Raw genomic sequence first — 24429 nt, 5'->3', positions numbered from 1 at the left:
TGCGCTTATAAAGTTTAATGAGTAAAACTCAATAATTATTGTTCACGAGCAATTGCACGATAGGCTATATCTGTACGGTATTCCATGCCATCCCAGCTGATTTCATCAATCAGTTTGTAAGCGCGCTGCTGCGCTTCGGTAACGCTATTACCCAGTGCCGTTGCACATAATACTCTACCACCGGCAGTTACTACATTATTGCCGTCTTGCTTAGTCCCTGCATGGAAGACTTTTTCGCCTTCAGGGTAGGTTACTTTTAGGCCACTTATTGCATCGCCTTTCGGGTAGTTATCTGGGTAACCTTTGGCAGCTAAAACAACACCTACAGCAGCACGTGAATCAAACTCAATGGTGGTTTTATCAAGTTCTACACGGTTGGCAGCTTCAATTAGTTCAACTAAATCTGATTGTAAGCGAAGCATCATAGGTTGTGTTTCAGGGTCGCCAAAACGACAGTTATATTCAATCACTTTTGGTGTGCCGGTGTCATCTATCATTAAGCCTGCATACAAAAAGCCAGTGTACGGATGGCCTTCATTAGCCATACCTTCTACCGTTGGGTAAATCACTTCATTCATAATGCGTTGATGAATTTCATCCGTAACTACAGGCGCTGGTGAGTATGCACCCATACCACCAGTATTTGGGCCAGCATCGCCATTGTAAGCACGTTTATGATCTTGGCTAGTTGCAAATGGCAGTACGTTTTCACCATCAACCATTACAATAAACGACGCTTCTTCACCTTCTAAAAACTCTTCGATGACAACGCGGCTGCCAGCTTCACCAAAGGCATTACCCGCAAGCATATCGCGAATAGCGTCTTCAGCTTCCTGATGTGTCATTGCGACAATAACGCCTTTACCTGCAGCTAAACCGTCAGCTTTTATAACAATCGGTGCGCCTTTCTCTTTTAAGTAGGCAAGCGCAGGGTCGATTTGTTCAAACGTTTGGTAATCAGCGGTTGGGATGGAATGACGTGCTAAAAAGTCTTTAGTGAACGATTTAGACCCTTCAAGCTGGGCTGCACCGGCTGTTGGGCCAAAAATAGCTAAGCCGTGTTCACGAAACTTATCAACAACCCCTAATACTAGTGGCACTTCTGGACCAACAATGGTTAGCTCAACGTTATTTTGTTGTGCAAAGCTAAGTAGCCCATCAAGGTCTTCAACGTTAATTGCTACGTTCTCAAGTTTTGGCTCAAGGGCTGTGCCGGCATTACCTGGTGCAACATAAACAGTGTTTACTTTTGTATTTTGAGCGGCCTTAAACGCAAGTGCGTGTTCGCGGCCGCCGCTGCCAATGACTAATACATTCATGGCGAATATCCTATTTAAAGCGGTTTTTTAAATTTCAGCGTCATACGGTCGCTTTCACCTATGGCTTTATATTTAGCGGCATCTTGCTCGCCAAGTCTAAGGCTCGGTGGAAGGGTCCATACCCCTTTAGGGTGATCGGCTGTATCAAGAGGGTTTGCATTAATATCGCTTTTTGCTTCAAGTTCAAAACCTGCTTGTTCAGCAAGTGCAATAACCACACTTTGCTTCATATAACCTGATGACTTTTGCATTTCATCGGCTTGTTCTTCAGGAAGGCGATGTTCAACTACACCTAAAGTGCCGCCGGGTTTAAGTGCTGTATAAAAAGACTTAAATGCATTGCTTGCTGCGTCTTTGTCTTTACTCATGAACCAGTTATGGACATTGCGAAAAGTAAGTACCATATCGGCGCTATTTGCAGGGGCAATATCTAAATGAGTAGAAGGAGCAAACTCAGTGAGTTTAACGTTACTAAAGCGGGCATCTTCAGCGATTTTAGCTTTAAAACCAGCAAGAGAGCGTTGGTAGTAACCTACCGATGAATCAGCAGGAAAATGCGCGGCATAATAAGTGCCTCGCTCTTTTAGTGCTGGCGCTAAAATTTCACTATACCAACCACCGCCAGGCGCAATTTCTACTACAGTCATTGTTGGTTTAAAGCCAAAAAACTCCAGAGTTTCTACAGGATTGCGGTATTGATCGCGCTCACTGCTGCGCTCGCTTGCTTTAACTGCATTTGTTAATGCTGATTCGTGGCCGTGGTTGTGTGCCAATGCCATTGTTGAGCTTAATGACAGCGTGGCAACCAGTAGAGATTTTAGTGCAAATTTCATCGTCTAATCCTTCACATTATAATTGTTAGTCATGGTTATAGAATAAGCAGAATACGTGAATTTGATGCAAACAAAAAGAGCTAACTAAAGTAGTTAGCTCTTTAAGCGATTAATGGCGGAAATGGCGCATACCCGTAAACACCATTGCCATACCGGCTTCATCAGCGGCGGCAATTACTTCTTCATCGCGCATTGAACCACCCGGTTGAATAACCGCGGTAATGCCTGCAGCGGCTGCAGCATCAATACCATCACGGAATGGGAAAAATGCATCTGATGCCATTACCGAACCTTTTACTTCAAGGTTTTCATCGGCGGCTTTAATACCGGCGATTTTAGCTGAGTAAACGCGGCTCATTTGGCCTGCGCCTACACCAATAGTCATACCGTCTCGGGCATAAACAATGGCATTTGATTTTACAAATTTAGCGACTTTCCAGCAAAATAATAAATCTTTAAGTTCTTGCTCAGAAGGCTGGCGCTTAGACACGACCGTTAAGTCGCCTTGCGTTACCATACCTAAATCACGGTCTTGAATTAGAACACCGCCATTAACGCGTTTAATATCATGGCCTGTGCCTTTAGCTGAAAACTCACCACACTCTAATAAGCGAACATTTTGCTTAGCCGAGACTATTTCAGCCGCTTCTGCACTTACACTTGGTGCGATAATAACTTCAACAAATTGACGTTCAACAATCGCTTGTGCAGTTTTTGCATCAAGTTCTTGGTTAAAAGCAATAATGCCGCCAAACGCTGATGTTGGGTCAGTTTTAAAAGCACGATCGTATGCTTCTAAGATATTGTCGCCAATTGAAACACCACATGGGTTAGCATGTTTTACAATAACACACGCAGGTACATCAAATTCTTTAACACACTCAAGTGCGGCATCGGTATCGGCAATATTGTTAAACGATAATGCTTTACCTTGTAGCTGAGTCGCTGTCGCCACAGACGCTTCAGTGATGTCGTTTTCAACATAAAACGCGGCATCTTGATGCGAATTTTCACCGTAACGCATATCTTGCTTTTTAGTGAATTGCATATTGATAGTACGCGGGAACTTAGTATCGATAGCGGCTTCATCTGTGTAATCAGGCACCATTTTACCGAAGTAGTTAGCAATCATACCGTCGTATTGCGCTGTGTGCTCATAGGCGGCAATAGCTAAATCAAAGCGGGTTTTGTAAGTGGTTGAGCCGTTATTATTTTGCATTTCGCTGATAACACGGTCGTAGTCGCTTGCGTTAACAACAATCGTCACATCTTTGTGATTTTTAGCGGCGGCACGCACCATAGTTGGTCCACCAATATCGATGTTTTCAATGGCATCTTCAAGGCTGCAGTTTTCTTGAGCGACAGTATTCGCAAAGGGGTATAAGTTAACTACAACGATGTCGATAGCAGCAATGTTGTTATCTGCCATTACGTCTTCATCTTGGCCACGACGAGCAAGGATACCGCCATGAATTTTTGGGTGAAGTGTTTTTACGCGACCATCCATGATCTCAGGGTGACCGGTGTGATCTGATACTTCAGTCACTTTGATAGCATTATCAGCAAGTAGTTTACATGTGCCGCCAGTTGAAAGTATTTCAACACCTTGTGCTTCTAGTGCACGGGCAAATTCAACAATACCGGTTTTGTCTGACACACTCAAAAGTGCGCGACGTATAGGACGATGTGTATCCATTGTAGTTTGATTTCCTCAGTTAATGAGCTAGCTTAGAAGCGCGTATTTTAACTGATTCCGACTCAAAAAACGACTTATAACGACCCATAAAGCGTGAGCATTTTGCAATTTCGTTAATAAATTTTGCATATAAAAAAAGCACCCTAAGGTGCTTTCTACTCAAAATACTTTATACCAGTTGTATTGGATTAGTAAGCAATTATAACGACAGATAAATAAGTCAATAACAAGGCAAAAATTTTGCTGTGTAGTTATTCTACATAAAAAATTTTTAACGCAGTTAGGGGCTTATTTAGCTCGTTAGAATGATTACGGTTTCAATATAGCTGGTATCAGTTCATACCGTATTTTTTAAGCTTTTTACGTAAAGTACCACGGTTGATACCTAGTAAAATTGCCGCACGAGTTTGGTTACCACGTGTGTAAGTCATTACTTCTTCAAGCAATGGCGCTTCTAGCTCAGAAAGAACAAGGTCGTAAACGTCTTGCACATCTTGACCGTTAAGCTGCTTTAAGTAGTGGTGAACAGCTTTTTTTACTGCATCACGCAATGGCTGCGGTTTCTCGTGTGACTGAACATGAGGGTTAGTGATAAATGGAGAAGTCACGTTTTGTTCGAACATTATAAAGTCTCTTTCTTTCTTAGTTAGCTGCTAGTGTTTTAAAGTATTGCTCTAATGCGACGACCTGTGCCTCTGAATTGTCGAGCGCATTAAATACTCGCCTAAACTGACCGTCACTGTCATGGGTTTGCAAATACCAAGATACATGTTTGCGAGCGATTCGTGCTCCCATTGGCTCACCGTAAAACATATGGAGGTTAGTTAAATGCTCCATTAAAATACTGCGCACCTCTGCTATAGCAGGTGGCTGCATATGTTCACCAGTTCGCAAATAGTGGTCTATCTCCCTAAATATCCAAGGGCGACCTTGGGCGGCTCGACCAATCATAATGGCATCTGCACCCGTATAGTCCAAAACCTGTTTTGCTTTTTCTGGTGATGTAATATCACCATTAGCAACCACAGGTATCGACACTGAACGTTTTATATCCCTAATAGTGGCGTACTCAGCATCACCTTTATACATACATGCGCGCGTGCGCCCATGTACAGCCAGTGATGCAATGCCATAACGTTCAGCTATTCTTGCAATCTCTACACCATTACGGTTGTCCTGATCCCATCCAGTACGGATTTTAAGTGTCACAGGTATATCAACCGCATTAACGACGGCATCAATAATCTCTTCCACGAGTTCTGGAAACTGTAATAAGGCTGAGCCTGCAAGTTTCTTGTTCACTTTTTTTGCTGGGCACCCCATATTGATATCTATGATCTGTGCACCGTTTGCAACATTGAATTGTGCGGCCTGTGCCATAAGCTCAGGGTCTGCTCCTGCAATTTGCACCGCACGTATACCCGACTCACCAGAATGATCCATTCGGTTCATCGACTTTTCGGTTTTCCAAACCTTCGGATTCGACGACAGCATTTCAGACACAGCAAGGCCAGCGCCTAAACGACGACATAGCTGTCTAAATGGTCTGTCTGTTATGCCCGCCATAGGCGCGACAATGACATTATTCTCAAGTTGGTATGAACCGATACGCACGATATTCAATAGGCCTCTTTTCAAGGGGCGCTAAGTTTACGGCTTTTTGCGCAAAAATCAAAGGCTATAAATTGAACAAAAGTGACTTTTTTTTGCTCTTTTCGTATTGACATTTGATAACCGTATGACGGAGCGGTTTATTTGTGTGAATTTTGAACGGTCGTTGTTTTTATAATAAAAAATTTTTATTTTTTATTATGTAAAAAAATAGTAAAGCCTGTTAAATACAGGCTCTAGATACGACTTTTGAGTTAATACTCTAAATTTTTTAAAAACGTACTATTACGCTTTTTTAGTGCCACTGACTCGGGTCCAATCACCTTCAATGGCAATTTCATCGAGTTCAATAAAGGGCGCGTATATATCGGCAACCGATTGTGCTTGTTCTTCTAAAATGCCAGACATGGCAATTTTACCGCCTGGCTTTAATAATCCTAAAATAACACTATGAAGCTCACGCAGTGGTTGCGCTAAAATATTTGCCACTACAATGTCAGCAGTAAACTCAGGCTGGTTTTCTGGAAGGTAAACTTCAAGCTTGTCAGCAACGCCATTACGATTAGCGTTATCTAGGCTTGCTTCTAGGGCTTGTGGGTCTATATCTATCCCAATCATGCGCTCAGCACCTAATTTAATTGCTGCAATGCCTAATATGCCTGAGCCACAGCCAAAATCGACTACCGTCTTACCAGTTAAGTCTTGGCTTTCAAGCCACTTTAAACACAGCGCGGTGGTGGCGTGTGTGCCAGTTCCAAATGCAAGGCCTGGATCAAGCAGTACATTGACTGCGTCAGGGTCTGGAATATCGCGCCAGCTAGGGCAAATCCAGAGTTTTTCGCCAAATTGAATGGGGTGGAAATTATCCATCCATTCACGTTCCCAGTCTTTGTCTTCGAGTTGCTCAATTTTGTAAACTAAATTGTCTTTTAGTTCATCATGGCGCTTTAATAGCGCAACCACGGCGTTCATATCATGATTAGCTTCGAACAGGCCAATTACTGTGGTGTCAGCCCAAAAAACGACAGTGCCAATTTTAGGCTCATAAATAGGGGTGTCTTTTGCATCAATAAAGGTGACTGAAGCACTACCAGCTTCCATTAATAGGTCACTGACGGCATCAGCAGTTGCAGCATTGGCATTGATACGGATTTGGATCCAGGCCATGTTTATTTCCTTGAAATAGAAAAAAGGCCGCTACAGCGGCCTTTTAAGTTAACTCATAATGTAACGCTAGATTACTTAGCGTCTAAAAAGCTTTTCAGTAAATCAGAGCGAGAAGGGTGACGTAACTTACGCAGTGCCTTCGCTTCGATTTGACGAATACGCTCACGTGTTACGTCAAATTGCTTACCTACTTCTTCTAACGTGTGGTCGGTATTCATATCAATACCAAAACGCATACGTAATACTTTCGCTTCACGGGCTGTTAAGCCAGCTAGCACATCGTTAGTTGCGCCACGAAGAGACTCCATTGTTGCCGAATCGATAGGCGAATCAATAGTCGTATCTTCGATGAAGTCGCCTAAGTGCGAATCTTCATCATCACCAATCGGTGTTTCCATTGAAATTGGCTCTTTTGCAATCTTAAGTACCTTGCGGATTTTATCCTCAGGCATCATCATGCGTTCAGCTAATTCTTCTGGATTTGGCTCACGACCCATTTCTTGTAACATTTGACGTGAAATACGGTTCAATTTATTGATCGTTTCAATCATATGTACTGGAATACGGATTGTTCTTGCTTGGTCAGCAATAGAGCGCGTAATTGCTTGGCGGATCCACCACGTAGCATAAGTAGAAAACTTATAACCACGACGGTATTCAAACTTATCAACCGCTTTCATCAGACCAATGTTACCTTCTTGGATTAAATCTAAGAACTGTAAGCCACGGTTGGTGTATTTTTTAGCGATTGAAATTACAAGACGTAAGTTCGCTTCTACCATCTCTTTTTTAGCACGGCGCGCTTTCGCTTCACCAATACTCATGCGACGGTTTATATCTTTAATACGTTCAATGCTTAAGCCAGTGCTTTCTTCCATTGAAGTAAGTTTGCTAATACAACGAAGTATTTCAGGCTTCACTTCTTCAAGTTTAGCTGAATGCTTTTCGTTGGCTGCAATTTCAATATCAAGCCATGCTGTGTCAGTTTCGTTGTTTGCAAAATGCTTAACAAAGGTTTTCTTTGGAAGCTTTGAAACTTGTACTGCATGCTTCATGATAAGACGTTCTTGAACGCGAACTCGGTCCATCATTTCACGCATGTTATTAACCATGCGATCAAATTGTTTAGGCACAAGTTTGAAGGTTCTGAACAACTCACCGATTTCTAAAATAGCGGCTTGAGATTCTGGGTGAGAGCGACCTTTTTTATCGAATGTTTCACGTGCTTTAGTGTATAAATCACGTAAGTTTTCGAAATGGATGCGCGCTTCTTCAGGATCTGGCCCTGTATCTACTTCTTCTTCGTCTTCATCATCGCTGTCATCGTCATCATCGTCGCTGTCATCAAGCTGTTTTTCGCTTAATTCAGAACCAATGTTAGTGGCAGCAATCGGTGGTGCTTCGTCTGCATCAGGATCGAAAAAGCCAGAGATAATGTCGCTAAGACGCATCTCTTCTGCTTCAAACTTATCCCACTGTTCAAGTAGGTAAGTGATCGCTTCTGGGTATTCAGCAACCGAAATTTGTACTTGGTTAATGCCTTCTTCAATACGTTTAGCGATAACGATTTCGCCTTCACGGGTAAGAAGCTCAACAGTACCCATTTCACGCATGTACATGCGAACAGGGTCAGTTGTACGGCCAATTTCTTTTTCTACAGTAGCAAGGGCTGCAGCGGCAGCTTCCGCTGCGTCTTCGTCTGTCGTGGTTTCTTGCATCATTAATTCATCAGCATCAGGCGCGTTTTCGCTAACCTTGATACCCATGTCATTAATCATGCTAATGATATCTTCTACTTGATCTGAGTCGATAATATCTTGTGGAAGGTGATCATTAACTTCTGCAAAAGTTAAGTAACCTTGCTCTTTACCTTTTTGAATCAGAAGTTTTAATTGTGACTGAGGAGTTGGATCCATAGAGATTGTTTCTTCCACTCTGATAAGTTGATACAACAGGCGCCATCATGGAGTTTGCTCAAAGGCTAACCAGAATAATGTGACGCAGTGAATAGCACAGTATAACAGCCTAAATCAAATCTGACTAGCCGTTAGTCGTTTTTAACGCTGTCATTAGCAAATGACATTCTAGTCGTTCATCGCTATTTAAGCCCTGTGTCTTATCTTTTATTAATAGGGTCTCTAGTCGATAATTTAAACACTGATCTTCAATAAATTTAAAAGTATTTTGAAAAACAGTTTCTAAACGCTCTTCATTTATTTGATGTTGCCATGTCGCTAACTTAGTTAGTGGCTCATAGTCATCAGTATCTCTAAATGATTCGAGAATTTGTGCAGTGGTAATGCCATCTTTTTGTAATGCTTGATGTTGCAGGCGCAATAATAAGCCAATACCCGCTATATTCATTTGTGCTAAATCAGGCAAGTAGGGCACGCTTTTCGCCAAATTAGGATGCTGAATTAAAATACCTATCGCTTGGCGCATGGGGGTAATTTTAAATTTGCGTTCAATTGCTTGCTGTTGTTTTGGCGTTTTTAAGTGATTATTAAGTTGCTCACGGGTGCGACCAATTAATCGGCCTAACTGCTCTAGGATATTTTCTTGATAGAACTCACTTGGGATCTTTTCAATTAATGGCAATGCTGCACTAAGTAGCTTAGCTTTACCGGAATCAAGCGTTAAATCAATCTCTTTACTTAGTTTATTAAACAGCACTTTAGTGAAGTCATCGGCGTTTTCAAGGCGCTGCTCAAAAGCCTCTTTACCTTCTTGTTGTACAAGTGAATCAGGGTCTTCACCATCGGGTAAAAATACAAAATGCAGTGCTTTACCATCGTTTAAGTAAGGAAGTGCATTTTCCAGTGCACGCCACGCAGCATCTTTACCTGCACGGTCACCATCGTAGCAACAAATAACTTTGTCAGTGGTTCTAAATAAAGTGTGCATATGCTCGCTAGTTGTCGCTGTGCCAAGGGCTGCTACGGCATATTCAATACCTTGTTCTGCCAGCGCGACTACGTCCATGTAACCTTCTACAATCAGTACATGGTCAAGCTTTTTGTGCGCTTGTTTAGCTTCATAAAGCCCATAGAGTTCAAAGCCCTTATGAAATATGCGCGTCTCCGGAGAGTTTAAATATTTAGGCCCTTGATCCGCTTGCATTACTCGCCCACCAAAAGCAATAACGCGACCGCGTTTATCACGAATAGGGAACATTAAGCGATCACGGAAAAAGTCGAACTGTTTACCTGGGGTTTTCTCTGATGCGAGTTTTAGCTCAACTAATTGCTCTTTTTGTTCTTGGTTTCGCCCGAGTTGTTGGCAGAGGCCTTCCCACTCGCTGGGCGCATAACCCATCATAAACTTTTTTACTGTTGCGCCACTTAAGCCGCGACCTTTAACGTAATCGATTACCGCTTCAGAGTTACTGTGATGTTTTAGCTGATGCTGATAAAAGCGTGCTGCATGGAGCATTAAATCGTAGTCTGAACGTTTTTGTGCCGCTGTGCGCTCTGGTCCATTACTGCTTCCTTGCTCGCGAGGAACATCAAGGTTAAGTAAACTGGCTAGTTCTTCAATTGCATCAACAAACTCGAGTTTGTCATACTCCATAACAAAAGAAATAGCGTTGCCGTTAGCGCCACAGCCAAAGCAATGATAAAACTGTTTATCTTGCGATACGGTAAATGAAGGCGATTTTTCATTGTGAAAAGGACAGCAAGCTTGATAGTCTTTGCCCGCTTTTTTCAACCCTACCTTTGAGTCAATCAGGTCGACAATATCGGTTCGTGCCAATAAATCATCGATAAAGTTGCGTGGGATCTTTCCAGCCATTGGTTAAAGTACAGCCCTAAGATAAATAGAAAAGTGATGAAAACGAATTATTATACGCAAAGATTTGAACACAAATGCATAATTTTTTGAAGTACTAAATCTCTAAACGAAGAAACCGAGCTCAAGGCTCGGTTTACTTCAATCATACTTAATGTATGTGGGAGTATTAGGCAGTTAATCGTTGCTTAATTAAACCTGAGATTTTGCCCATATCGGCACGACCTTCGGCTTTGCTTTTGATTATACCCATTACTTTACCCATGTCTTGCATACCTGCTGCGTTGGTATCAGCAATAGCCGCGTCAATGAGAGCAATGATTTCTTCTTCACTCAGTTGTTGAGGTAAAAAAGCTTCAAGTGCTGTAATTTCATTGGCTTCAATTTCAGCTAAATCATCACGCCCAGCATCTTTGTACTGAGTGTAAGAGTCGCGACGTTGTTTAACAAGCTTCACTATAACGGAGGTAATACCTGCGTCGTCTAGTGTTATTTGCTCGTCAATTTCACGTTGCTTGATTGCAGCAAGTACCATACGAATAGGGTTAAGACGTTGTTTGTCTTTGGCTCTCATCGCATCTTTTTGCGCATCTTTTAGCGTTATTAAAAGGCTCATTTATACAAGACCTAATATATTAGTATAATTTAACGCGACGAGCGTTATCACGAGAAAGTTTTTTCATGTGACGTTTTACAGCAGCTGCTTTTTTACGCTTACGCTCAGCTGTTGGTTTTTCATAGTGCTCGCGACGACGAACTTCTGAAAGGATACCTGCTTTTTCACATGAACGCTTGAAGCGACGAAGTGCTACGTCAAACGGTTCGTTCTCTCTTACTTTAATTACTGGCATTAAAAATTCACCTACCTAAATTATGAGCGTTGCTCAAGTTGATCAAACATTGATCAAGTGGTTCAAAAATGGTGCGGTATTGTAATCCGAAGCAACACCACATGTAAAGGATAATATTAACAGAAACCCGACCGCTAAAACAGTGTTAATTTATATGGCGTTGGTACAGCCTACAAAAAACTTGACCAGCTTTTTTCTCTTTTATTAACAACCAGTTACTTGGTGCTTTAAACGAAGTTAATTCTGTTTCTACCTCAACGTATATCAGAGCGTCAGAGTCGAGCCATTGATTATTTTCTAATAAATCACAGCATGATTGAGCCAAATTTTTACGAAATGGCGGGTCAATAAAAACTAAATTAAATGCCTCACTGGTGTTTTTACTCTCAAGAAAGGTCAAGGTATTAGTATTGAGTACCTGTGCATTTTGCGCATTCAGCGTGGCAATATTTTGCATGAGTTGTTTTGCTGCTAACGCATCAAGTTCTATAAACGTGGTGTTTTTAGCAAAGCGAGATAGCGCTTCGAATCCTAAACCACCGGAACCGGCAAAGCAATCGAGAGTGCGTGCATCGCGGGTATCGTGCATTAACCAATTAAATACTGTTTCTTTTATTCTGTCGGTTGTAGGACGCAGGCCTTGGACATCTTTTACTGGCAGTTTACGACCGCGAAATTGGCCGCTAATGATTCTAATAACGCCATCGGCTGATTTATGGCTGGTGTTATTTTGTGTGGTTTTTTTTCTCATTTAACTCACTAAAAATTGGTATCTATGATCTAGCTCAGATAATATTGCAATCATATCATGGCGTGTCATTTTTCAACTGCGCTAAAAGTGTTACTATTATGCACCCTCGAGGATAACGTGTTGCTAAAAAGCAATTATTTAGGCTTAAAAGCACGCTATCATTATCGTTAGTTTATCAGATTTTTATAAGTGGTTATTAGCAAGTATGGCAAAAAAAAGTAAATTCATGTCGTGGCTCGGTTTTGGCAAGTCAGATAAAAAACAAGCGGAAGCTGATAAACAACAAGCATTGGCAAACGAGCAGGCAGAAAAAGCCGAACAGGAGCGCTTAGCAGCAGAGAAAGCCGAGGCAGAGCGTTTGCAAGCTGAAGCTGAAGCCGAACGTTTAGAACAAGCCCGAATTGCAGCTGAACAAGCTGAAGCAGAACGTTTAGCGCAAGAGCAAGCTGAAAAAGCCGAACAACAAATAGCTGCCGAAAAAGCAGAGACAGAGCGTTTAGAGCAAGAAAAACAGGCGCAAGCACAACGCGCTGCGGCAGCAGAAAAACAAGCGATTGAACAAGCTAACGCTGAGCTATTGGCTAAGCAACAGGCAGATGCCGAGCAGCAAAGACAAGAGCAAGCTCAACGTTTAGCAGAGCAAGAAGCGCAAATGTTGTTAGAGCAAGAGCGTATAGCAGCTGAAAAAGCAGAAGCTGAACGTTTAGAGCAAGAGACACAGGCGCAAGCACAACGCGCTGTGGCAGCAGAAAAACAAGCGATTGAACAAGCTAACGCTGAGCTATTAGCTAAACAACAGGCGGATGCAGAGCAGCAAAGACAAGAGCAAGCTAAACGTTTAGCTGAACAAGAAGCGAAAATGTTGTTAGAGCAAGAACGTATCACGGCTGAACAAGCTGAGAATGAGCGTTTAGAGCAACAGCGCATTGCAGCAGAACAAGCTGAAAATGAACGTTTAGAGCAACAGCGTATTGCAGCAGAGCAAGCTGAAAATGAGCGTCTAGAACAACAGCGTATTGCAGCAGAGCAAGCTGAGAATGAGCGTTTAGAGCAACAGCGCATTGCAGCAGAGCAAGCTGAAAATGAACGTTTAGAGCAACAGCGTATTGCAGCAGAGCAAGCTGAGAATGAGCGCTTAGAACAACAGCGTATTGCAGCAGAGCAAGCTGAGAATGAGCGTTTAGAGCAACAGCGTATTGTAGCAGAGCAAGCTGAAAATGAGCGTTTAGAGCAACAGCGCATTGCAGCAGAGCAAGCTGAAAATGAGCGTTTAGAGCAAGAGCGTATTGCAGCTGAAGAAGAGGCTGAACGCTTAAAGCAACAGCGACTGACTGCAGAGCTTGCAGAGGAAGATGCAAAAAAAGTTGAACAGCCTAAAAAAGAAGGCTTTTTCTCTCGTCTTAAAAAAGGTTTACTTAAAACTCGCGTTAATATTGGCTCTGGTTTTTCGTCTATTTTTAGCGGTAAAAAAATTGATGACGAGTTATTTGAAGAGCTAGAAACTCAGTTACTTACAGCTGATCTTGGGGTTGATACCACCATGAAGCTCATTGATAACTTGACTGATACTGCTGATCGCAAGCAACTTAAAGATGGTGATGCCCTTTATGAGCTTATGAAACAAGAAATGGCAACTATGCTCAAAACAGCAGAGCAGCCTTTAGAAATACCAGCAGAGAAAAAACCTTTTGTTATCCTTATGGTAGGTGTAAACGGCGTAGGTAAAACCACCACCATTGGTAAAATGGCCAAACAATTTCAAAACCAAGGTAAGTCGGTCATGCTTGCTGCAGGTGATACCTTTAGAGCTGCAGCGGTAGAGCAGCTTCAAGTATGGGGTGAACGCAACAGCATTCCGGTAATAGCTCAACATACAGGTGCTGATAGTGCATCGGTAGTATTTGATGCTTTTCAAGCTGCAAAAGCACGTAATGTCGATGTGTTAATTGCTGATACAGCAGGGCGCTTGCAAAATAAAGATAACTTAATGCAAGAGCTTGAAAAAATAGCCCGTGTTATGAAAAAAGTAGACCCTGATGCACCGCATGAAGTGATGCTGACTATTGATGCTGGTACCGGCCAAAATGCAATTAGCCAAGTAAACTTATTTAATCAATGCGTAGGTTTAACGGGTATCACACTATCAAAACTCGATGGTACTGCTAAAGGCGGGGTTATTTTTGCCGTTGCCGATAAGTTTAATATTCCTATTCGTTACATTGGCGTAGGTGAAAGTATTGATGATTTACGTACCTTCAAGAGCGATGACTTTATTGACGCGCTATTTAGTCAAGATGAGGACGACGCTTAATTTACCAAAAGGGAGCCTGCTCCCTTTTTAATTGCGAGGAATACCATTTTATTTTTAAGCCTAAGGCTCACAATAAATTGGCAATAATAAAAAATGATAAATTTTCAGCAAGTAAGTAAAACCTATGCCGGTGGGCACCGCGCGCTTGAAAAAGTGAACTTTCATATAAAGCCTGGTGAATTGGCCTTTTTAACAGGCCACAGTGGTGCCGGTAAAAGTACACTGTTAAAGCTTATAAGCTTGATGGAACGCCCTTCTGCGGGCAATGTGTTTATCAATGGCGTGGATTTAAATAAATTAAATTCGCGTCAAATTCCTTATGCACGTCGTGATATTGGTATTATTTTTCAAAATCATCGGTTATTAGAGCGATATACGGTATTTGATAACGTTGCTTTGCCCTTAATTATTGAAGGGACTCACCACAAGCAGGTTGCCAAACGTGTACATGGCGCGCTCGATAAAGTGGGCTTGTTAGATAAAGTTCGCTGTCACCCCTCAACACTTTCTGGCGGTGAGCAACAACGAGTAGGGATTGCACGAGCCATCGTCAATTCTCCACCTATATTGCTAGCCGATGAACCTACCGGTAACTTAGACCCTGAATTATCAATGGAAATATTACGCCTGTTTGAAGACTTTAATAGACATGGCACCACGGTTTTAATTGCCACCCATGATTTAGGCTTGGTGTCGCGAATGAAGTACCGTAGCTTAACGCTTCATGATGGGCGCATGAGCCAAGATCCATTGGCTGAGGGGATATTATGAGTTTACTATTTAAAAGCCGTCAAAATAGTAATGATAAACAAAAAAAATCAGTATTCTCTGGTGGTTACTTTTTCATTATTAATATTTTTCGCCAAGGTGTGTACAGCCTAGGAGAAATGTGGCGCACGCCATTGGCTTCAATGATGACCATTGCAGTACTCGGTTTGAGTTTAACCTTGCCCGCTACACTATATTTAGTGGTTAAAAATGTGCAGCAAGTGAGTAGTGGTTTTGAGCAAGCCAGCGAAATATCCTTGTTTGTAAAAGAAAATATGAGCGAGCAAGAAACACAAACTTTAGTTAAACGTTTAGCGCTATATCCAGAAATACAAAGTGTGACTTTTATTTCTCGCACTGAGGCTTTGGATGAGTTCAAAGAAATGTCTGGGTTTGGTCAGGCTTTAGAATATTTAGATAGCAACCCATTACCGAATGTGGTTTTAGTTACACCAACACAGCGACATAGCCAACCTAATGCGGCTAAGTTATTGCTTAAAAAACTCGAAGCCGAGCGCGAAGTTGACTTTGGTAAGCTTGATATTGCTTGGCTTGAGCGCCTAAATGCATTACTAAGTTTGTTAAAAGAGAGTGTCATCACTATTGCGCTACTATTACTTACCTCAGTGACGCTTATTATAGGCAACACAATTCGTTTATCTATTATGGATAAAAAAGAAGAAATACAGGTAATGAAGCTAGTGGGGGCAACCAATACCTTTATACACGCTCCATTTTTATGGACCGGCATTTGGTATGGCGTGATTGGCGGATTGTTTGCTTTTATTTGCGTGGCATTAATGATGTGGTGGCTATCGGCTGCGGTAAGTAGTGTGGCAGGGGTATATCAAACTAGCTTTACATTAATAGGGCTTAGCCTTAATGAATTTGGCGCTTTGGTATTGTTGGCCACTAGCTTGGGCTTTATTGGTTCTTATTTATCGGTTAACCGTTATATCTCAGAAATAGAACCCGATAAGATTTAGCGCCCAGATAAACTTAAAACTGTCATGTTTTAAGTTTAAAATTATAAAAAAGCCAAAGTAAAAAGGTTAATCTTTGCTTTGGCTAAATCAATTCATAGGTTATTCAGTCGCCTAGCGTAGACTGGCTTAACACTAAAAAAACCACTTGATTTATGATTCAAAAAAGTTTTAAATTCAAGTTAGCACTCTTACTAAAAGAGTGCTAAGATGGTTTCAAATGTTTATCACCGAGGTGAAAAATGAGTAAAGATTTATACGCAATGGCACTTACAGTTGGGCAACAAAGCGCAAGTATGGACGGCTACCTTCAAGCTGTTAGTACTATTCCTATGCTTAAAGTTGAGCAAGAGCAGGAACTTGCAAAAAGACTTCAGGAAGAAGGCGATCTTAGTGCTGCAAAGCAACTCATTATGTCGCATTTGCGCTTTGTAGCGCACATAGCTAAAAGCTACTCGGGTTACGGGTTACCTCAAGCTGATTTAATTCAAGAAGGTAACATCGGACTGATGAAAGCAGTAAAACGTTTTGACCCATCAGTGGGTGTACGTTTGGTTTCATTTGCGGTTCATTGGATCAAAGCTGAAATCCATGAATTTGTGCTTAAAAACTGGCGTATCGTTAAAGTAGCGACGACCAAAGCACAGCGTAAATTGTTTTTTAATTTACGTAAAAATAAAAAGCGTTTAGGTTGGTTTAACCAAGCTGAAGTGAGCACAGTAGCTAGTGAGCTAGGTGTGAGTGAAAAAGAAGTGCGTGAAATGGAGTCGCGTATGAGCGGCCAAGACATGGGCTTTGATTTAACTGGCGACGATAACGATGACGCGCCAACCAGCACTTACTCACCGGTACAATATTTAACCGATGGTTCTGCTGATCTAGCTGACGACATTGAACAACAGCAATGGCAAGAACAGTCGCATACGCGTTTATTTAGCGCCTTGAAAACACTCGATGAGCGTTCTCAAGATATCGTTAGTGCTCGTTGGCTGTCAGACGATAAAGCAACACTGCAAGAGCTGGCTGAAAAGTATAGCGTATCAGCAGAGCGTGTTCGCCAGCTGGAAAAAACAGCAATGAAAAAATTACAAAGCGCGATGAGTTAATCGTACTTAAAAAACTGACAAAGCCCTGCATGAAAGTGCGGGGCTTTTTTATGCTTTAAAGAAAAGTTAATAAAAAGCAGGCTTGCAACTTTTTTGCTTACCTGTTGTTACATCTTCATATCTTTTAATTAAAAAGAGTCTCATTGAAATTAGTGAATAAGTTTGGTTTTTAACTAAATTAATGATTTCTATTTGTTTTTTTTTGCGTGTATGTGAAGATGCTTCGCGCTTGAACTTAAATCAGCTTCAACAATAGTCTAAATTCAGCCATTCAATCGCTGTATTTAAAATCACTTTCTAATTTTTATTAACACGAGTATTTGCACTCACTATGAACTCTTATTCACTAAAGAAAAAGATCTTGCTATCGGTGGTTCTTGCCCTAGCTGTCATCATTATTTTGCTATCGTGGTATAGCTATTCTTCTCAAAAAGCCCTGTTACTTAAAACCAGTATTGATAATGTAAGCCAATCGGGTAAACAGCAAGCAATGCGTATCGAGGAATGGTTAGCTGATCGACAGCGAATTGTAGAATCAGTAGCTAGCAAAGTTGAGGGCAATACGTTAAACGCACTGCAACAAGCAAAGTTGTCGGGTGATTTTGAGTTGACATACTTTGGTGATAATCAGGGTAAAATGACTGATTCTGATCCTAATATTGATCGAAGCGGCTACGACCCGCGCTCAAGACCATGGTATAAACAAGCACAACTTACAAGTGGTACCGTAATTACTAAACCTTATTTAGATACCGCGTTTAATCAGTTGGTTGTTTCTATTGCTAAAACCACGCAAAGCGGCGTGGTAGCGGGTGATTTATCGATTGAGACCTTAGTCGACAGCGTCAATACAATGTCTTTGCCTGCAGATGGATACGCAATCATGATGCATAAAGATGGCACTGTGATTGCTTATAAAGACACTAAAAAAGTAATGGCAGATATTACGCATATTGACTCGAAAATTAATCACCAATTAATTTTATCTAATAGCCAAAACAGTGAATTCACGCCTATTTATTTTAAAGATGAAGGCCGAGAGAAGCTTGTTTGGGGTGAGAACATTAACAATACTGATTGGCAGCTATTATTTGTACTGGATAAGCAAACCTTAGAGGCTCCGCTAATAAGTTTATTAGTAACTCAACTCGTGTTAGTGAGTGTGGCACTTTTATTAAGCGTGTTTGCTATTTCATGGTTATTGGGTGTGTTGCTTGCGCCGTTAAGCCGAGTATCACAAGCATTATCAACAATTGCAGATGGTAACGGTGATTTAACCCAGCGTATTAGTGTTGATACGCAAGACGAGGTTGGGGTACTGGCTGATAGTTTTAATCGCTTTGTAAGCAGCCAGCATGAGCTAATTAGCCATATTCGCCAGCTAGCAACGGATTTGGATTTTGATGCAGAGAAAAGCTTAATCACCAACCAAAGTAGTGTCAGCGAATTGCAGCGACAGCAACAAGAAGTAGCCATGGTTGCCACTGCGGTAACAGAAATGGCGAGTGCAACCCATGAAATTGCTGCTAATGCTGAAAATACTGCGACCGCATCGCAGCAGTCGGCGCAAAGTAGTCGTGAAGGTAAGCTGTTAGTTGATAAAACCAGAAACACGATTAATTCACTGGCGGGCGAAATAGACCAAACTACCACCGTGATTGGTGAGCTAAGCTTGCATGCTCAGGCTATTTCGAGCATTTTGACCACTATTCAAGAAATTGCTGAGCAAACAAATCTCTTAGCGCTTAATGCAGCAATAGAGGCCGCTCGAGCAGGAGAGCAGGGGCGTGGTTTTGCAGTGGTTGCCGATGAGGTGCGTGTGCTATCAAGAAGAACACAAAACTCTACAGCCGAAATTTATACCACCATAGAAACTTTACAAAACACCACTAAAAAAGCAGTGAGCTTAATGGACAGCAGTAAAGGCTATGCCAATAATAGTGTTGATGATGTTAATGCTGCAGCGCAAGCATTAGAAGAAATAACTCTGGCGGTAAATGAAATTTCTGATATGGCGGGTCAAATAGCCGTAGCTGCAGAAGAGCAAACGCAAGTGACCAATGAAATTACTAGAAATACGGTCGCCATTAAAGATGTAACCGATGAAATAACGACCTCAGCTACCGCGCATTTAAGCCAAGCAGAAGTCTTAAAAGACAGAGCTACAGATTTAAATGCTAAAGTAGCGACGTTTATTTTATAAGTACCATATTTATAATTGAGTTAAATCAACTGTTGGGGTAAGGCGTTACCTTGCTCCATCAGTTTAATGAAATGGCTTGTTGTTGGGCTATTTGCACATACTTACGTTCTACCAGTTGTGATACTGGCACCAATTCAAATCCTTGCTCGGTTAATTGCGGCAAAGCGTGGCGTAAAAAATCGATGGTTTCAGGATAGGGGTGCGCTATTGCAATGGCAAACTGATACTTAGTTGCTTTTGATTTTAGTTCTTCTAGCCTAAATTGTAGCTGCTCAGGGGTCGTTATATTATCTAAAAATACATGCCGACCAATATTCTCTACCCCTAAAAAGTTAGCTGCATTCTGTGCTTGGCTTAAGTCGGTTGTTCGGCTATCAAGAAAATACAACTGACGCTTTTTAAGTACTTCCATGGTCCATTTCATTGCTTGGGTTTGCTGAGTGAGCGCAGAGCCCATATGGTTATTAACCCCTTTAACTTGTGGCAAACTAGCCAGCGCATTACCGAGTGTTTGTTGTAGTTGGGCTTTATCCATATTTAAAGTGAGCGCCCCAGGGCCCAGCTTTTTACCATTTAAAGCTTGCATAGGCACATGCAACAGGAGTTCTTTATTTGACTGACTAGCAAGAGTTGCAAATATTTGAGAGTAGGGAGTATGAGGCAAAATTGAATAAGACAATTGCCCAGGTAAACTCAGGAATTCTAGGTCACGTTGATGATAACCTATGTCATCGATCACTATGGCTATTTGTTTAGCTTTAACAGCACTCGGTGTTGCAAATAAGGTTAAAAAAAGCCCAGCTAACACCATTAAATTTATAATTTTCACGTTTTATAATTTTTATTATCTTAAAATAATTTACCACTTTTACTGCTTGCTAAGTAGCTGCTTTGCTTTTACTAACTGGATATCGGCTAATTCTTCAGCGTTAAAAGCGGTGTTTTGTTCTAATTGTTCATTTTTTATTATAACGGCTTTATTTGTTTGTGGAAGCGTTGTTTGATTAATCGCCACATTTGGGGTTACGCCAATCCCTTCAATGGACTCTCCCAATGGCGTAAAGTAGCGAGCTGTTGTTAGTTTTAAAGCGGTATCACCATCGCCTAATGGAATGAGCGATTGCACTGTTCCTTTACCAAACGACTGACTGCCTACTATTTTTGCACGTAGGTTTTCTTTTAACGCCGCAGCCAGTATTTCTGCTGCCGAGGCTGAGTTTTCATTAATCAGCACAACAATCGGTGCACCTTTTAAAATATCGCCACGTTTAGCGTAAAAGGATTGATTCGAATCATAAAAACGTCCTTTGGTCGTCACGATTAAGCCATCTTGAAGAAACAGATCTGCTACTGCAACTGCACTTTTTAAGGTGCCCCCAGGGTTGTCTCGTAAATCAATAATCAGGCCTTTTAAAGAATGGCCGTAATGGTTTTGCATGGCAGCTATTTGTAAGGCAACCTCATGCAAGGTGTGATTAGAAAAGTTATTAATAGCAATATAGCCACTACCCGCATCAAGTAGTTGCTTGGTAACACTGGCGAGCTTAATTTGTTTTCTACTAAGATTAAATATTAGCGGTGTTTGATTATTATTACGGGTAATACTTAGCCGTACTTTACCGTTAGCACTATCTTTAATTTGCTGCGCGACGATATCAATGGGGCTATTTTCTACATGGTGCTGATTAACGGCGGTAATTATATCGCCTGGGCGAAGGCCAGCTTGTTTTGCTGGTGAATTATTAATTACTTTAACAATTGTGGTGCGCTGTTCAATGCTTTTTACTTCTATACCTAAGCCGGTATAGCGGCCATTAGTATTATCAAATAATGCATTTAACTCATTTTTATCTAAATACTTAGAGTAAGCGTCGAGCTTAGAATATAAGCGTTCAAATTGAGACGTATTGTATTCAATATATTCACTATTTTGCAGTGCTAAATCATCAACGTAGTAGGTGTGGATATTAAACAGTATTTCATTTATTTTTTGGCTTTCTAAATCTTTAACCGAGCTTGCATAGGCTGTATTTATAAAGCTAAAAAACACGAATAAAAAAAACAACTGCAAACAAAACCAAAACATTGGTTTTGTTTGCGATACTTTTTTTTGGCAAATGTGTCTGTTTATCATAACTGCCTCTAATAGGATGCAGCTATTTTGATATTAAATACGCCTGCACCATTTTATGGGATTAACAGCACGCCCTTTATGACGTATTTCAAAGTATAGACCAGAATCAGCTTGTCCACCGCTTTGCCCAACTAATGCAACACTTTCACCTTCTCTGACCATATCACCCACGTCTTTTAGTAAGGTTTGTGCGTGTCCGTATAAGCTCATAAAACCTTGGCCGTGGTCAAGTACGATCACCCAGCCATAGCCTTTTAACCAATCGGCAAATACTACTTGGCCATTATCGATACTGTTTACTGCAGTCCCTTCAGATGCAGAAATTAACACGCCTTTCCAATTAATGCCCCCGTGTTTACGTTGGCCAAACTGGTGCGCTAATTTCCCTTTGCTTGGCCAGTTCAATTTACCCTTATTGCGATTTAAGCCAAGTAGCTCAATTTTTGTGGTTTTTTCTTCTTCTTCAAGCTCTTTAATGGTAGCAATCAGAGTTTGCTCGTTTTCTTCTAAATAGCTAATGGAATTTTTGGTTTTATTTAATTGCTGTTTTAGATTTTTTAAGCTTGCTTGACGTTCATTTTTGGCATTAAGGAGTGCCGCTTGTCGTCTTTTTTGCTCCTCAAATAAAGCAACCAGTCTCTCTTTTGTTTTCGCAAGTTCAGCTTGGTTTTTCGCAATTTCTAGTTGTAGTGCTTTAAGATCATCGAGTTGTTTTATACGGGCTTTATTTAAGTAGTTATAGTAGCTAAGTGTTCGTTCAAATTTGGCGGTATCTTCTTGGTTAAGCAGCATTTTTGAATAGTCATCGCCGCCAGCCATGTAAGCACTTTTTAATTGGGCTGCTAAAATACGCTGAAACTGTGTCTGTTGTTTTTCAAGCCGTGCCGCTTTTTGTTGTTGTTCTGTTTGCTGTTGTTGTGCTGTTTTAACTGATTGCTCAGCCATATTAAGTGCTTTAGCATTTTTAGCTATGGCGAGTTCGTGGTTTTTCAGTTTTTGTTGTTGCTTAGCGATTTCTTTTTGTTGTTGTTGAAATTCAGCTTGGCTTTGCTCTAAAGCGACTTGTACCTGTGATAAGTCTTTTTTGGTACGATCCTCATTAGCCACTGCAACGCCAGTGGCTAATGAGTTTAGTACACATATACACGCAATAATGCGGCATGCGCTTTTATTCATAAGTTATTTCAACACCATAATTGGCGAACCTGTCATTTCTGCAGGTTGTTCTAGCCCCATTAAATGCAGCATGGTGGGTGCAACATCGCTCAAGGCTTTACCGGTATGCGCTTGCGCGTCACGTCCTACATAAATAAACGGTACTGGCTCACTAGTATGCGCTGTGTGTGCTTGGCCTGTTTTAAGGTTTGCCATTTGCTCAGCATTACCATGATCGGCAGTGATCAGTGCTTCTCCACCATACTCTTTAAGAGCATCAACTACACGACCAATACAGCTATCTACTGCTTCACAAGCTTTAACTGCCGCCTCAAATACACCTGAGTGACCTACCATATCGCCATTAGGGTAGTTACAAATAATGGCATCATATTGACCACTTTTTATGGCTTCAACGAGTTTATCAGTAAGCATTTGCGAATTCATTTCTGGCTGTAAATCATACGTTGCCACTTGAGGAGAGGGGATCAGCTCGCGAGTTTCGCCGTTAAATTCATTTTCGCGTCCGCCACTAAAGAAAAAGGTAACGTGGGCATATTTTTCAGTTTCTGATATACGTAGCTGAGTTTTACCTTGTTTTTCAAACCACTCGCCAAGTACGTTATTAAGTGGTGTCGGGCCAAAAGCCACTGGCGCATTAATATCGGCGGCATATTCGGTCATCATCACAAAGGCACTAAGCTCAGGCGATTTTTTCTTATTAAAACCGTCAAAACCAGGTTCGACAAAGGCGCGAGTGATTTCACGTGCACGGTCTGCTCTAAAGTTGGCAAATATAATAGTGTCGCCATCGTTTACTTTTACAGCTTCGCTACCCTTAGGGGTAATAGTACTGGCTGCGACAAATTCGTCATTTTCATCGCGCTCATAAGCCGCGTTAAGTGCGTTTACGCCATCTTCATAATCAAAATCGCCTTCACCGAGGGTGATTAAATTATACGCTTTTTCAACACGGTTCCAGCGGTTGTCTCTGTCCATGGCGTAGTAACGGCCAATCAGTGAGGCTAAACGGCCACATTTAAGTTCGCTAAATAAGGCTTCAATACGCTCAATAGACGCTTTAGCACTACGTGGGGGAGTATCTCGGCCATCTAAAAAGGCATGAAAGTACACTTCTTTGGCGCCGCGTTTTGCAGCCAGTTGTATACTGGCAACAATATGGTCTTCGTGGCTATGCACGCCACCTGGACTTAACAGTCCCATAATGTGTACGGCTTTGTTGGCATGAACGGCTTTATCAATGTTTTCAACCAGTGCAGGGGTTGTATCAAACTCGCCATCATCAATGGCTTTTGTGATACGGGTAAAATCTTGATACACAATACGGCCAGCGCCTAAATTAACATGGCCTACTTCAGAATTACCCATTTGACCATCAGGAAGACCCACATCTAAACCCGATGCTGAAATTAATGTATGAGGACGCGTTGCCCAAAGCTCATCTAACACAGGGGTATTAGCAGCTAAAATGGCATTGCTTTGCTCATCTTCTCTGTATCCCCAGCCATCTAAAATCATTAATACCAGTGGTTTTTTATGTTCTGTCATAGTCACTCCTATTAGGGTCTGTTGACCTTTGCGGATTAAAATTTGTTCAAACTAGGGGCGGTTTAATCGCGGCGCGAGGTTTGTAACCTAGTGGGCTAAGTCAAAACCGAGCAAAGCTTCCGCGTCCTGCTCACGCCCCTTACCTACATCCATGTAGGCAACAAAGAGTAAATCGCCCCTAGG

General features: G+C 41.5%; 20 protein-coding genes. 5 read left to right on the top strand and 15 right to left on the bottom strand.

Annotation, left to right across the window (positions count from 1 at the left end; all coding sequences use genetic code 11):
- Positions 1–35 precede the first annotated feature (35 nt).
- The 11 genes from purD to rsmD all read right to left on the bottom strand — a co-directional run bounded on the left by purD (position 36) and on the right by rsmD (position 12017).
- Complete coding sequence (gene purD, locus BW139_RS08680) at positions 36–1319, bottom strand: phosphoribosylamine--glycine ligase (RefSeq protein WP_076919388.1); 1284 nt, start codon at positions 1317–1319, stop codon at positions 36–38.
- Positions 1320–1333: 14 nt separating this feature from the next.
- Entirely contained in the window at positions 1334–2152 is an 819-nt protein-coding gene (locus BW139_RS08675) for a class I SAM-dependent methyltransferase (protein WP_076919387.1), read from the bottom strand.
- A 109-nt stretch (positions 2153–2261) separates the two neighbouring features.
- Positions 2262–3848, bottom strand: coding sequence for a bifunctional phosphoribosylaminoimidazolecarboxamide formyltransferase/IMP cyclohydrolase (purH, locus tag BW139_RS08670; RefSeq protein WP_076919386.1), 1587 nt, complete (start codon positions 3846–3848; stop codon positions 2262–2264).
- A gap of 332 nt (positions 3849–4180) precedes the next feature.
- On the bottom strand, positions 4181–4471 hold the full coding sequence (fis, locus tag BW139_RS08665) for a DNA-binding transcriptional regulator Fis (protein ID WP_002957804.1): 291 nt from the start codon (positions 4469–4471) through the stop codon (positions 4181–4183).
- Between the two features lie 19 nt (positions 4472–4490).
- Complete coding sequence (gene dusB, locus BW139_RS08660; RefSeq protein WP_171034673.1) at positions 4491–5462, bottom strand: tRNA dihydrouridine synthase DusB; 972 nt, start codon at positions 5460–5462, stop codon at positions 4491–4493.
- A 282-nt stretch (positions 5463–5744) separates the two neighbouring features.
- Positions 5745–6626, bottom strand: a complete 882-nt coding sequence (gene prmA / locus BW139_RS08655; RefSeq protein WP_008466387.1) for a 50S ribosomal protein L11 methyltransferase — start codon at positions 6624–6626, stop codon at positions 5745–5747.
- A 71-nt stretch (positions 6627–6697) separates the two neighbouring features.
- A complete protein-coding gene (gene rpoD, locus BW139_RS08650; RefSeq protein WP_008114873.1) occupies positions 6698–8542 on the bottom strand; it encodes an RNA polymerase sigma factor RpoD in 1845 nt (614 codons plus the stop codon).
- A gap of 124 nt (positions 8543–8666) precedes the next feature.
- Positions 8667–10418, bottom strand: coding sequence for a DNA primase (dnaG, locus tag BW139_RS08645; RefSeq protein WP_076919385.1), 1752 nt, complete (start codon positions 10416–10418; stop codon positions 8667–8669).
- Between the two features lie 166 nt (positions 10419–10584).
- Complete coding sequence (locus BW139_RS08640) at positions 10585–11031, bottom strand: GatB/YqeY domain-containing protein (RefSeq protein WP_008114877.1); 447 nt, start codon at positions 11029–11031, stop codon at positions 10585–10587.
- A gap of 19 nt (positions 11032–11050) precedes the next feature.
- Entirely contained in the window at positions 11051–11266 is a 216-nt protein-coding gene (gene rpsU, locus BW139_RS08635) for a 30S ribosomal protein S21 (protein WP_002957797.1), read from the bottom strand.
- 145 nt (positions 11267–11411) lie between these two features.
- A complete protein-coding gene (gene rsmD, locus BW139_RS08630) occupies positions 11412–12017 on the bottom strand; it encodes a 16S rRNA (guanine(966)-N(2))-methyltransferase RsmD (RefSeq protein WP_076919384.1) in 606 nt (201 codons plus the stop codon).
- 205 nt (positions 12018–12222) lie between these two features.
- On the opposite strand from rsmD, the gene ftsY reads away from it, so the two are divergent.
- The 5 genes from ftsY (at position 12223) to BW139_RS08605 (ending at position 19388) form a co-directional block, all read left to right on the top strand.
- A complete protein-coding gene (gene ftsY / locus BW139_RS08625; RefSeq protein WP_076919383.1) occupies positions 12223–14328 on the top strand; it encodes a signal recognition particle-docking protein FtsY in 2106 nt (701 codons plus the stop codon).
- 93 nt (positions 14329–14421) lie between these two features.
- Complete coding sequence (ftsE, locus tag BW139_RS08620; RefSeq protein WP_076919382.1) at positions 14422–15099, top strand: cell division ATP-binding protein FtsE; 678 nt, start codon at positions 14422–14424, stop codon at positions 15097–15099.
- The gene (ftsX, locus tag BW139_RS08615) at positions 15096–16082 is read left to right on the top strand and encodes a permease-like cell division protein FtsX (protein WP_076919381.1); all 987 of its coding nucleotides are present in this window, start codon (positions 15096–15098) and stop codon (positions 16080–16082) included. The genes ftsE and ftsX overlap by 4 nt, the downstream gene beginning before the upstream one ends.
- A 239-nt stretch (positions 16083–16321) precedes the next feature.
- Positions 16322–17185, top strand: coding sequence for an RNA polymerase sigma factor RpoH (rpoH, locus tag BW139_RS08610; RefSeq protein WP_008114893.1), 864 nt, complete (start codon positions 16322–16324; stop codon positions 17183–17185).
- Positions 17186–17516: 331 nt separating this feature from the next.
- Positions 17517–19388 carry a methyl-accepting chemotaxis protein gene (locus BW139_RS08605; protein ID WP_076919380.1) on the top strand — a complete coding sequence of 624 codons (1872 nt, stop codon included), beginning with the start codon at positions 17517–17519 and terminating at the stop codon, positions 19386–19388.
- A 58-nt stretch (positions 19389–19446) separates the two neighbouring features.
- Here the strand turns inward: BW139_RS08605 and BW139_RS08600 are convergent, their stop codons facing one another.
- Genes BW139_RS08600 through gpmM form a run of 4 tightly spaced genes read right to left on the bottom strand, consistent with a single transcriptional unit; the run spans position 19447 to position 24246 of the window.
- A complete protein-coding gene (locus BW139_RS08600; protein ID WP_076919436.1) occupies positions 19447–20199 on the bottom strand; it encodes a divergent polysaccharide deacetylase family protein in 753 nt (250 codons plus the stop codon).
- Between the two features lie 57 nt (positions 20200–20256).
- Positions 20257–21522 carry a S41 family peptidase gene (locus BW139_RS08595; RefSeq protein WP_076919379.1) on the bottom strand — a complete coding sequence of 422 codons (1266 nt, stop codon included), beginning with the start codon at positions 21520–21522 and terminating at the stop codon, positions 20257–20259.
- 33 nt (positions 21523–21555) lie between these two features.
- On the bottom strand, positions 21556–22698 hold the full coding sequence (locus BW139_RS08590; protein WP_076919378.1) for a murein hydrolase activator EnvC: 1143 nt from the start codon (positions 22696–22698) through the stop codon (positions 21556–21558).
- A gap of 3 nt (positions 22699–22701) precedes the next feature.
- Positions 22702–24246, bottom strand: coding sequence for a 2,3-bisphosphoglycerate-independent phosphoglycerate mutase (gene gpmM / locus BW139_RS08585; RefSeq protein WP_076919377.1), 1545 nt, complete (start codon positions 24244–24246; stop codon positions 22702–22704).
- Positions 24247–24429 lie beyond the last annotated feature (183 nt).

The sequence above is a fragment of the Pseudoalteromonas sp. SK18 genome (assembly GCF_001974855.1).
Taxonomy (GTDB): domain Bacteria; phylum Pseudomonadota; class Gammaproteobacteria; order Enterobacterales; family Alteromonadaceae; genus Pseudoalteromonas.
This window is presented reverse-complemented; position numbering and strand designations above follow the sequence as displayed.